This is a genomic window from Rhodoferax sp. (genome assembly GCF_034519335.1).
Taxonomy (GTDB): domain Bacteria; phylum Pseudomonadota; class Gammaproteobacteria; order Burkholderiales; family Burkholderiaceae_C; genus Allorhodoferax.
On the sequence record NZ_JAXHOL010000042.1, the window covers coordinates 1 to 10926 of the forward strand.

The 10926-nt window shown below is 60.2% G+C and carries 9 protein-coding genes; 3 read left to right on the forward strand and 6 right to left on the reverse strand.

The features are described 5' to 3' along the window. The first annotated feature begins 309 nt into the window (after positions 1-309). Complete coding sequence (locus U5O12_RS19255; protein ID WP_322580201.1) at positions 310-1593, forward strand: ANTAR domain-containing protein; 1284 nt, start codon at positions 310-312, stop codon at positions 1591-1593. Between the two features lie 119 nt (positions 1594-1712). On the opposite strand, the gene katG is transcribed toward U5O12_RS19255, so the two are convergent. Then, entirely contained in the window at positions 1713-3923 is a 2211-nt protein-coding gene (gene katG / locus U5O12_RS19260; protein WP_322580202.1) for a catalase/peroxidase HPI, read from the reverse strand. A 549-nt stretch (positions 3924-4472) separates the two neighbouring features. Between katG and U5O12_RS19265 the strand changes: the two genes are divergently transcribed. Then, positions 4473-4985 carry a hypothetical protein gene (locus U5O12_RS19265; protein ID WP_322580203.1) on the forward strand — a complete coding sequence of 171 codons (513 nt, stop codon included), beginning with the start codon at positions 4473-4475 and terminating at the stop codon, positions 4983-4985. 30 nt (positions 4986-5015) lie between these two features. Then, a complete protein-coding gene (locus U5O12_RS19270) occupies positions 5016-5789 on the forward strand; it encodes a DUF3750 domain-containing protein (RefSeq protein ID WP_322580204.1) in 774 nt (257 codons plus the stop codon). Between the two features lie 350 nt (positions 5790-6139). Here the strand turns inward: U5O12_RS19270 and U5O12_RS19275 are convergent, their stop codons facing one another. The 5 genes from U5O12_RS19275 to U5O12_RS19295 all read right to left on the reverse strand — a co-directional run bounded on the left by U5O12_RS19275 (position 6140) and on the right by U5O12_RS19295 (position 10724). Then, positions 6140-6967 carry an ABC transporter ATP-binding protein gene (locus U5O12_RS19275; protein WP_322580205.1) on the reverse strand — a complete coding sequence of 276 codons (828 nt, stop codon included), beginning with the start codon at positions 6965-6967 and terminating at the stop codon, positions 6140-6142. After that, positions 6964-7902: a nitrate ABC transporter permease gene (ntrB, locus tag U5O12_RS19280; RefSeq protein ID WP_322580206.1), complete on the reverse strand. Its 939-nt coding sequence runs from the start codon at positions 7900-7902 to the stop codon at positions 6964-6966. The genes U5O12_RS19275 and ntrB overlap by 4 nt, the downstream gene beginning before the upstream one ends. 27 nt (positions 7903-7929) lie before the next feature. Further along, positions 7930-9174, reverse strand: coding sequence for a CmpA/NrtA family ABC transporter substrate-binding protein (locus U5O12_RS19285; RefSeq protein ID WP_322580207.1), 1245 nt, complete (start codon positions 9172-9174; stop codon positions 7930-7932). A 386-nt stretch (positions 9175-9560) separates the two neighbouring features. After that, positions 9561-10010 carry a hypothetical protein gene (locus tag U5O12_RS19290; RefSeq protein ID WP_322580208.1) on the reverse strand — a complete coding sequence of 150 codons (450 nt, stop codon included), beginning with the start codon at positions 10008-10010 and terminating at the stop codon, positions 9561-9563. A 66-nt stretch (positions 10011-10076) separates the two neighbouring features. Beyond that, positions 10077-10724, reverse strand: coding sequence for an ANTAR domain-containing response regulator (locus U5O12_RS19295; protein WP_322580209.1), 648 nt, complete (start codon positions 10722-10724; stop codon positions 10077-10079). Between the last annotated feature and the right edge of the window lie 202 nt (positions 10725-10926).

Consider the following 10926-nt stretch of genomic DNA (forward strand, 5'->3'; position numbering starts at 1 on the left):
AAGACTTTGTGGGATGTAGCGGTGCCACATGCCGAAAATAGGGGGTAGTGGAGATCTGCGCCTTAAGCAAAGGCGCACCAGCAAGCACTGGCCTTGGACAGCCTGCACTGCGCGACGTCGTTGTGCGCAGAACCATGGCGGCTGTCATCTCGTTGGGACGCGTCGTTGCGCCCGCGATGACTTACGCAAAAGCTGTGCCATATGATGGCGCCCGTCCGTCTGGGCCGTGCACCTTGGTGCGCGAATTGCTGCCGATGGGCCCATGAACCCGCCCCAAAGGCCCCTTTGTCACTCTGAACCTCGCACGCCATGACCACTGCCTTGTTATGCCAAACCCGTCCTGCAACAGCGCCGACCTTGGCCGTGGACCTGGTGGCCGCGGGTTTGGCGCTGGAGGCCACCGTGGAGGATTGCAACAAGTTGGTGCAGTCCGTGGTGCTTCATGCACCAGATGTGGTGATCTGCGATGTACCCCGGGTAAGCGTGGTTTGGTTGCAGGTGCTCAGGCGTTTGGAGCTGGCCCTGCCCTGTCCGCTCATTGTTTTTACCCACGACACAGACGCCAGCCGGATGCAAAAGGCCGTGGAGTGCGGGGTGCATGTCTATGTGGTGGATGGGTATGGAGCCCATCGCCTGCGCCCTTTGGTGCACCTCGCCCAAGCCCGCTTCAGGCATTCGGAGCAACAGCGGGAATCCTACGAGGCCATTGCTACCCGCCTGGAGGAGCGCAAATCGGTGGACCGGGCCAAAGGCATCCTGATGCATGCCCAGCGCTTGTCCGACGATGATGCGTTCAGTGCACTGAGATCCGCCGCCATGCGCTCCAAACAACGACTTGGTCAGCTGTCGCAGCACATCATCCAGTCGGCAAACTTGGCCGAGGCGGTCAACCGGTCCGGCCAATTGCGAATGTTGTCGCAACGGGTGGTCAAGCTGCATCTGCTGCAGGCCGCCGGGGTGCAAGTGGGGCAGCACAACACCTTGCTCGACGAGTCGCTGGAGCGCGTGGAGGCCAATTTCGCCTTCCTGCGTAAAAGCGTATCCCAGGCCACCTATGGCGATTTGTTGGAGCAAGTGGCTGGCACTTGGGGGCAACTGAAAGCAGCCTTGGCGCTGGCTGATGTGGCTGCCATGGAGCAGCAGGCCGAGGCCCTGTTGTCGGGCGCCGAGCGACTGACCTCAAGCTTGGAGCGGTCTGGCGCCGGTGCGCCTTTGCATTTGTTGAATATGGCAGGTCGCCAACGCATGTTGTCGCAACGGTTCAGCAAATACGCGCTGCTGTGTGTGGTGGCTGAGGCAGACCAAGCGGAATCCGCCTTGGTGCTCATGGGGGCTGCACAGCGCGAGTTTGAGGACGCGCTGACATTTCTCAATGGCATCCCCCTGAGTACGCCGGATATCCATGGCACCTTGGCCGCCGCTGGTGTGGCCTGGATGGAGATGGTGGCAGCTGCCCGGGCCTTGCAGCCATTGGGTCCTCTCAAGGGCGCCGCACATGTGCAATCTCTGGCAGAGCGGAGTGAAATCCTGCTCGGTTTGTTTGAACAACTGTCCACCCATTACGGGCACAGCATGCAGATGTTGTTGGATTAGGCCGGCTTACGCTGACTGCAGCTACCTTTGTACAGAGGCGCTGCGTGTAGCGAGCACCAGCCGCCGCTTGGTCCGGCCGAGCGGACTTTTTGCGGCGGCTGGGTAGCGCAAGTTGGGTGTTACGCGATGTCGAAGCGGTCGAGGTTCATGACTTTGGTCCACGCCGCCACAAAGTCCTGCACGAAGACCGTATTTGCATCGCTGCTGGCATAGACCTCGGCTAATGCCCGCAGCTGGGAATTGGAGCCAAAAACCAGGTCAGCCACGGTTCCCGTCCATTGGAGGGTGCCGCTGGCTCGGTCACGCCCCTCCAGCACTCCGGGCGTGGTGGCAGATGGTTGCCATTGGGTGCCCATGTCCAGCAGGTTCACAAAGAAGTCATTGCTCAGCGTACCGGGGCGCTTGGTAAACACACCGTGTGTGGCCTGACCGACATTGGCGTTCAGTGCGCGCAGGCCGCCAATCAGCACGGTCATTTCTGGCGCACTCAGGGTCAGCAATTGGGCTTTGTCTACCAGCAATTCTGCAGCCGAGGCTTCTGAGCCTTTGCGCACGTAGTTGCGGAATCCATCTGCCAACGGCTCCAGCACCGCAAACGACTCCACATCGGTCTGGTCCTGCGAGGCGTCCATGCGGCCTGGTGTAAAGGGGACCTGCACGCTTTGCCCCGCTTTCTTGGCGGCAGCCTCAATCGCCGCGCCACCCGCCAAAACAATCAGGTCGGCCAACGAGATTTGTTTGCCGCCAGATTGCGCGGCGTTGAAGTCCTTTTGGATGGCTTCCAGTACAGACAAGACCTTGGACAGTTCTGCGGGCTGGTTGGCCTCCCAGTCCTTTTGCGGTGCGAGGCGAATCCGCGCACCGCTGGCACCGCCACGCTTGTCGCTACCGCGGAAGGTGGAGGCTGAGGCCCACGCTGTGCTGACCAGCTGTGCGACGGACAGGCCCGATGCCATGATCTTGGTCTTCAGTACCTCCACGTCCTGGGCGTTCACCAACGGGTGGTTCGCAACCGGTATGGGGTCTTGCCAGATCAGGGTTTCCTTGGGCACCAGGGGGCCCAGGTAGCGGGTGACGGGACCCATGTCCCGGTGGGTAAGCTTGAACCAGGCGCGTGCAAAAGCATCGGCAAATTCGGCCGGATTTTGGTGGAAACGACGCGAAATTTTTTCGTAGGCTGGGTCAAAACGCAGTGACAAATCCGCCGTAGTCATCATGGGTGCATGTTTCTTGGATGGATCGTGTGCATCGGGAATCATGTGTTCGGGCTTCACATTTTTGGCGACCCACTGGTGGGCGCCTGCGGGGCTTTTGGTTAGCTCCCACTCGTAGCCCAGCAGCATGTCGAAGTAGCCGTTGTCCCAGGTGGTGGGGTTGGGCTTCCAGGCACCTTCAATGCCGCTGGTGGTGGTGTGCACGCCTTTGCCAGATCCCAGTTTGTTGATCCAGCCCAGGCCCTGGGCTTCGATGCCCGCACCTTCAGGCTCGGGGCCTACCAGCGCGGGGTCGCCCGCGCCGTGTGCCTTGCCAAAAGTGTGGCCACCGGCCACCAGGGCTACCGTTTCTTCATCATTCATGGCCATGCGGGCGAATGTTTCGCGCACATCGCGGCCAGACGCCACAGGGTCAGGTTTGCCGTCCGGGCCTTCCGGGTTCACGTAGATCAGGCCCATCTGCACGGCAGCCAGCGGGTTGTCCAGCTTGCGGTCGCCAGAGTAGCGGCTGCCGGGTTTGTCGCTGGTGGCCAGCCAGGTTTTTTCGGCGCCCCAGTAGATGTCTTCTTCGGGTTCCCAGATATCCGGGCGTCCACCGGCAAAACCAAAGGTTTTGAAGCCCATGGATTCGAGGGCCACGTTGCCTGCAAGAATCATCAGGTCCGCCCAAGAAATCTTGCGGCCATACTTTTGTTTGATGGGCCAGAGCAGACGGCGTGCCTTGTCGAGGTTGCCGTTGTCCGGCCAGCTGTTGAGTGGGGCGAAGCGCTGGCTGCCGCTGCCTGCGCCGCCGCGTCCGTCAAAGGTGCGGTAGGTGCCGGCTGAGTGCCAGGCCATGCGGATCATCAGTCCGCCGTAGTGGCCCCAGTCGGCGGGCCACCAATCTTGTGAATCCGTCATCAGCGCATGCAGGTCCTTGACCACGGCATGCAGGTCCAAACTCTCGAATTCTTTGGCGTAATCAAAACCTGCCCCCATGGGGTTGGATGCAGGTGCATGCTGGTGCAACACGGTGAGCTTGAGCTGGTTGGGCCACCAGCTGGTGTTGGACGGTGCGGCAACGGTGGTGTTGGTGCGTGCGGCATGGGGAAACGGGCATTTGGCTTCTGTCGACATGGTGGTCTCCTGGTGCAGTTGAAATGGGGTGTGCTGGTCAGTTTAGGGTTTGTGGGTGAATCACTCAAATAGGTTTTTCAAATGCGCGCCATAGCGCCGGAGCCGCACGGTTGGCATTGGCCTGACTCTCTTTTGTGTTAACCGGGCGGGTACGTCTGGGAGCGTTGCATGGGTATTTGCTGCGGGTGTGGAGAGAACCCCACAGTTCTGCGGCTTTACAAAAAAGTGCGGCTTGCAAAGCGTTGTGTGTCATCCCGAGCCGCTAGGATGGACACACCACCTGAGGGAAATTCCCATGAGAAAAGTTCGGCAGCCTGGTAAAGCGTTGACACCTCCGATGCAGCAGCGTCAGCCACGGCTGACCTCATTCCAGCGCGGGTTGCAGCGGCACATGAAATGCAGCGCCCAGCATGCGGCGTGGTTTGATGCCCTTATCAGCAGGGAGAGCCCTTCCAAGCTGGACCACTGAGTTTTCGGGGTTTTCACCCCGCGGGCCTGGGAATCGTCTGGCATGCGCTAAAGTGCTTTCACGCACTTTGGAGTTCCCGCATGCACCCTGAAACCCTGAAACACAAAGCGAGTCTCTGGTTTGGAGAGTTTGGCACTTCGGTGCACATCACCGATGTGTATTGGGAAGGTGATATCAGCCAAGCGGAGCTGATGGCCGTGGCGGACCAGATTTCCCCCGATTGGAAAACCATTGACCTGGAACTCGATCCCCAGCACCCTTGCCACGGCCAGACCTACCGTTTGACGAAATCAAGCCCCACGTCGGAAGACGAGGAAGAGGCGCTGCGTGCCCTTGAGATGGAAGATGCCTTGGAAGGCCACTACGTCTGGGTGCATTGCTGCCAGGTTGTGATGGACCCTGCCGGTGAACTGATTGACGAAGCCGGGCGCACCTATCGCCAAGATTTCAGCACCGTGATGTTCTGCACCGAGTTCACTTCGTTTGACGATATTGCCCAGCAGTGCGACGAGAATTTTGGCAAGGGTGAATGGGATGAATACGAGCTGTACTTGGACGATGCGCTCCCCACACCCGTTGCTTCGTTCGGCTGACATGCGGATTCGATAGCCATGAAGCGGTTGATGCGCTGGAGTGTTGTGGGGGCCTGGTTGGGGCTGGTTTTGGTCGTACAAAATGGCCACGCACAGCAAAGCAGCGGGCGCAATTGGGCGACTGCAGCCCGACATTCTTCGGGATTGGCCCCGGACCCGGTGCGGCATGCAGACCAGGCCATCGTTCAGGTCTATGCCGCGCCCACTTACGGCTGGCGCGGCAATTTTGCGGTGCACCCCTGGATCATTTACAAACGCCAAGGTGAGACCGCCTACACGCGGTATGACGTGGTGGGTTGGCGTGCGCCGCAGGTGGTGCAGCGCAACTATGCAGTGCCTGACGGACTGTGGTACGGATCAGCTCCGGACCTTTTGGTGGATCACCGGGGTGGCGAAGTCGAGGCCATGATTGACCGCATCGAAGCTGCTGTGGCCAGTTACCCGTATGCCGAGCACTACCGCAGTTACCCGGGCCCCAACAGCAACACTTTTTTGGCTCATATTGGGCGCGAGGTGCAGGCATTGCAACTCGATTTGCCGCCCAATGCCATCGGCAAGGACTACCGGCCACTGAGCAACCCGGTGGGTGTGTCTCCCTCCGGCTCAGGTGTGCAGTTTTCTTTGCTGGGATTGCTGGGCGTGAGTGTAGGCCTCCAGGAGGGTTTGGAGCTGAACGTGCTGGGCCTGAACTTTGGCCTTGACCTCAATGCCCCGGCATTGCGGCTGCCCTTTGTGGGGCGGGTGGGCATGCGCGATACGCCATTGCCGCAAGCCACTCCCCACACACAAGCCACCGGCGGCTAGCAGCGCCATTTGACAGGCGGGCGGGGGGAAGCGCCACGCAGGCGCCCGAATGCCGGCGCCGGGGAGGGGGGGAGGGGGGGTGGGGCACCTTGCGGGTGGAGGGGGGGGGGCGGGGGGGGCCGGGGGGGAGTGCCCGGGGGGGGGTGGCTCGAGGGGCAGGCCCGGGGCGGCGGGGGGGGGGGGGAGGGGTGCCCGAGGAAGGGGGGGGAACGGGGTCTCGAAGGGGCAACTGGGGGTGTTTTGAGGGTGAAGGATTTGGATGCCTGAAATGGTGCGGCGCACAATTTGTGTGCACCGCAGCCGAATGAATACGCCCGACCTGGGGCCATGGACCCAGGCAGGGCGGCGGCTCAGGCCACCTTCTCTACGTGGGCTTGGCGCGTGTACAAAAAGTCGATCACGGCCTTGCGGTACTGCAGGTATTGCGGGCTATCTGCCAGCGCTACGCGGTTGCGCGGGCGGGGCAAGTCCACACTGAGCACTTCGCCAATGGTGGCCGCAGGGCCGTTGGTCATCATCACGATCTTGTCGGACAAGAGCACCGCCTCGTCTACATCGTGTGTCACCATGACCACGGTGCTTTGCGTGCGGGCCACGATCTCGAGCAGCTCGTCTTGCAGCTTGGCGCGGGTCAGGGCGTCCAGTGCGCCAAAGGGCTCGTCCATCAGCAGCACTTTGGGCTCCATGGCCAGGGCGCGGGCAATGCCCACGCGCTGCTTCATGCCACCGGATATTTCACCGGGGCGCTTTTGTGCGGCGGCGGTCAGGCCGACCAAGGCCAAGGCTGCATCCGTGCGGGCCATCAGCTGGGCTTTGTTCTCGGAAGCTGCTCCGGCGCTCTTGGAGCCCGCGCCAAACACCCGTTCCACGCCCAGGTAGACGTTTTCAAAGCAGGTGAGCCAGGGCAACAGCGAATGGTTTTGAAACACCACGGCACGCTCGGGGCCAGGGCCGGCGATTTCGCGGTTGGCGCACAGCAAGTTGCCCGCAGTGGGCGTGGTCAGGCCTGCAATTAGGTTCAGCAGCGTGGACTTGCCGCAGCCGCTGTGGCCGATCAGTGCCACAAACTCGCCCTTGGCGACGTTGAGGTTGATGTTGCGCAGCGCAGGGAACAGGCCCTTCTTGGTTTTGAAGGTTTGCTCTACGCCCTGAATTTCGATGTACTTGCTGTTGCTCATGACTTCACCTCTTCGAATGTGAATGCGGTTGCCAGTTTGATCAGGGCGTACTCCAGCAGCAGGCCTACGATGCCGATCACGAAGATGGCAATGATGATGTTCTTGACGTTGAGGTTGTTCCACTCGTCCCACACCCAGAAGCCAATGCCCACGCCACCGGTCAGCATCTCGGCCGCCACGATTACCAGCCACGCGGTGCCGACTGCCAGGCGAACGCCGGTCAGCATGTAAGGCAGCACCGAGGGGAACAGAATCTTGGTCACGATCTTCCACTCAGAGAGGTTGAGCACGCGGGCTACGTTCATGTAGTCCTGTGGCACACGCTGCACGCCTACTGCGGTGTTGATGATCATGGGCCAGATGGAGCAGATGAAGATGGTCCAGATGGCGGCAGGGTTGGCGCCCTTGAACACCAGCAGGCCAATTGGCAGCCAGGCCAGGGGAGACACCGGGCGCAGCAGGCTGATCAGCGGGTTGAACATGCGGCTCAAAAATTCAAAGCGGCCGATCATGAAACCCGCAGGAATGCCGACCGCAGCGGCCAGACCAAAGCCCAGCGCCACACGTTCCAGCGAGAACAACACGTTCCAGCCTACGCCCTGGTCGTTGGGGCCCTTGCTGTAAAAAGGATCACTAAACAGCACGACCGCCTGTTTCCAGGTTTCCAGCGGACCGGGAATGCTGGCGGCGGTGCCCACACTCACCAGGGCCCAGATGCCGATCAGCAGCGCCAGCCCCAGCAGTGGTGGCAACACCTGCAGCAGCAGCCCGCGCCAGTCATAGCCAGGCTTGGTCTGTGGAGGCACGGCTGGTGCCGCGGTTTCAGTGCTTTTTTGCATGCTGGACCCCGTGGATACTGCGCTAGCAGCTTCTTTTTTGATAGCAGACCCCTCGGCTGCAGCAGCCAGGGGCGAGTGAAATACGGCGCTCACCATGGTGACCTCCTATTGGGTGGATGGAAATCAGGCCTTGACCTTGAAGCTGTCGGCGTACTTCTTGGGATCCTTGCCGTCCCAGACCACGCCGTCAAAGAGTTTGCTTGAGCGCAAAACATCTTTAGGGACTGGAATGTTCATCGCCGAAGCTACGGACTTGTAGAGATCAATTTGGTTTACTTCCTTTGCCACTTTCAGATAGTCAGGGTGGTCTTTCAGCAGGCCCCAACGCTTGTGCTGCGTCAGGAACCACATGCCGTCTGACAGGTAAGGGAAGTTGACTGCACCGTCGTTGAAAAACTTCATGTGGTTGGGGTCATCCCAGGTCTTGCCCATGCCGTTTTGGTAGCGGCCCAAAATGCGCTGGTTGATAGCGTCCACGCTGGTGTTGATGTAGGCTTTTTGGGCGACTACTTCTGCCATCTTGAGTTTGTTTTGCAAGCCGGCATCAATCCACTTGCCAGCCTCCAATATCGCCATCATCACGGCGCGGGTTGTGTTGGGGTATTTCTTGGTGAACTCTGCGGTGGTGCCTAGCACTTTTTCGGGATGGTCTTTCCAGATGTCCTGGGTGGTGTTGGCGGTGATGCCAATGCCATCCATGATGGCACGGTGGTTCCAGGGTTCACCCACGCAGAAGCCATCCATATTGCCAACGCGCATGTTCGCCACCATCTGAGGTGGAGGTACGGTGATCAGTTTGGCGCCGCTCAGCGGGTTAATCCCAGCAGCGGCCAACCAGTAGTGCATCCACATGGCGTGGGTGCCGGTGGGGAATGTGCCGGCGAATGTGTATTCGCGTGGGTTGGCCGCCATGTGCTTGGCGAGTGAAGGGCCGTCCACTGCTCCCTTGTCTGCGAGGGCTTTGGACAGGGTGATGGCCTGACCGTTGTTGTTCAGAGCCATGAGAACTGCCATGTCCTTTTTTGGGCCGGCAGTGCCCAAGTGCACTCCATATATCAAGCCGTACAGCACATGAGCCATATCCAGTTCGCTGTTGACCAGCTTGTCGCGTACACCTGCCCAAGAGGCCTCCTTGGTAGGAATGATCTTTACACCGTATTTTTTATCAAGCCCCAGCTCTGCGGCCATCACCACACTGGCGCAGTCGGTCAACGGGATGAAGCCGATCTTGACTTCTGTCTTCTCTGGCGCATCCGAGCCTGCGGCGTACACCGCCGCGCGCAGCGCGGGATCAATGCCAAAGGCGCCAACCGCGGCAGTTTGCAGAACAGCGCGACGGCTGAGTTTGGCTTTCAAAAGGTCTGTCATGGCACAAGCTCCAGAAGTGAAAAACACAAAACGAAAAACAAAAAAGGCGTCCGCACTGGGTTCGCTGCGCGGTGCGCAAGTGAACCTGTGGGGACGCCTTTGTCCTGTTGCATGGAACTCTGCCCGCCGTTAGGTGGAGCCCAGTGCATGACCGTTGCCGGTTTCGCAGGAACTTATGCAATGTCTGTGCCAGCTATTCCTGGCTTCCAAGTGCTATGAATAGAGGAGCTGTTCGCGCAATGTATGCGGGGTCTGGAGGCCTATTTCATCTAAAAATGAGCAAGACGCACTGATTTTGTGCGCTGCACCAAAGCAGGAGATGGCTCTGCGCTCGGTCGTCTATGCCGTGGTTTGGGGCATGTGCGGGTGGGTGGCGCCCGGCGTGATTAGCCGCGGTGCTCGGTGCGGCGATCTGCGTGGCTGCGCTGCACCAGGATATGGACCAGCAAGGCTGCAGCGGCGGAGCTGGCCAGCACTGGCGAGGCCATCACAAGCTGGGCCAGTCCGTCCAGCACATGCAGGCTCACCTGTTGCGCATAGTGCGTGAGTGCCACCACGTCCTGAGGGGCCACGTTCTTCACATCCTCGGGCAGCACCTGCACATCAGGCCAGTCACTGCGAAAGCGGATTTTTGCGAAGATGCCGTCAGCCACCGCCACCAGGGACAGCACACCCAGGGGTTTCATCAGGTGCAAGATCAGCTTGCTGCGCACCGTGACCGGCGCGGTTTCGTAAATTTTTCCCACCAGTTGCGACACCATGCGCTCCTGCACCGCGGCGGGGGCTGCGTCATAGACCTCTGGGGCCAGTGGTTCCAAGGGAGTTTCGTGTGACATGGGTGCCAGCTTAGCCCGAGAAAGTCCCTGGAGTGTGAACGGGAGGTAAGCAGTTGTGAACGGGTTTCAAGACAGCAAGTCGGCCACGTCCAGCATGCGCTGGGCAACTTCCACCATCTTGAGGTTTTTGTCCATGGCTGTTTTGCGGAGCTTGCCGTAGGCGGCTTCTTCGCTGAGTTGCTGCCGTTGCATCAGCAAGGCCTTCGCGCGGTCAATTACCTTGCGGTCTTGCAGGGCCGCTGAGAGTTCGTGCAGTTCGCTGCGGGTGTTGGCCAGTTCCGCGCGCAATGCCTGCTCATGCTGGAAGCGGGCCATGGCCACCTCCAGAATCGGACGGATGCGTTCTGCTTGCAGCCCCGCCACGATGTAAGCGGATACACCGGCCGCCACCGCTGCGCGGGCGTTGCCACTGTCGTTGTCGTTGGTGAACATGACAATGGGGCGGCGTTCGTCGCGCGTGGCCATCACGACATGTTCCAGCGCGTCGCGTGCGTCACTCTCGGCGTCCACAATGATCATGTCGGGCTGTAACTGGGCCAGCCGCTCCGTCAAGTAGACATCGGCAGGCAGCGAGGCGATCAGGTTGAAGCCGTTTTCCAGCAGACCAATGCGCAGGCTGCGTGAGCGTTCAGCTTGGTCCAACGCATGCGTGTCCTGCGGGTCATCGACCTGCAAGTCTGAGTTGATCACGACGATGCGAAGCGGCTCGGTCATACACCAATCATGGCACGCAAAAGTCGCGCCAAGCGGGTCAGGTTGACAGAGGGCCTGCGTTTATGCGTAGGGATGCGCACGGCATTCCAAGCCCATCCTCTAAACTCGGCGGCTCTGAAGGAAACAAGCATGCTGGTGTTGGGAATCGAGTCTTCGTGTGACGAAACAGGCGTGGCCATGGTGGAGTCGCACGGCAGTGCGG

What these genes read in the sequence shown, in the direction of transcription:
- U5O12_RS19255 (WP_322580201.1), top strand. Translation starts at nt 310, where the DNA reads ATGACCACTGCCTTGTTATGCCAAACCCGTCCTGCAACAGCGCCGACC.
- katG (WP_322580202.1), bottom strand. Translation starts at nt 3,923, where the DNA reads ATGTCGACAGAAGCCAAATGCCCGTTTCCCCATGCCGCACGCACCAAC.
- U5O12_RS19265 (WP_322580203.1), top strand. Translation starts at nt 4,473, where the DNA reads ATGCACCCTGAAACCCTGAAACACAAAGCGAGTCTCTGGTTTGGAGAG.
- U5O12_RS19270 (WP_322580204.1), top strand. Translation starts at nt 5,016, where the DNA reads ATGCGCTGGAGTGTTGTGGGGGCCTGGTTGGGGCTGGTTTTGGTCGTA.
- U5O12_RS19275 (WP_322580205.1), bottom strand. Translation starts at nt 6,967, where the DNA reads ATGAGCAACAGCAAGTACATCGAAATTCAGGGCGTAGAGCAAACCTTC.
- ntrB (WP_322580206.1), bottom strand. Translation starts at nt 7,902, where the DNA reads ATGGTGAGCGCCGTATTTCACTCGCCCCTGGCTGCTGCAGCCGAGGGG.
- U5O12_RS19285 (WP_322580207.1), bottom strand. Translation starts at nt 9,174, where the DNA reads ATGACAGACCTTTTGAAAGCCAAACTCAGCCGTCGCGCTGTTCTGCAA.
- U5O12_RS19290 (WP_322580208.1), bottom strand. Translation starts at nt 10,010, where the DNA reads ATGTCACACGAAACTCCCTTGGAACCACTGGCCCCAGAGGTCTATGAC.
- U5O12_RS19295 (WP_322580209.1), bottom strand. Translation starts at nt 10,724, where the DNA reads ATGACCGAGCCGCTTCGCATCGTCGTGATCAACTCAGACTTGCAGGTC.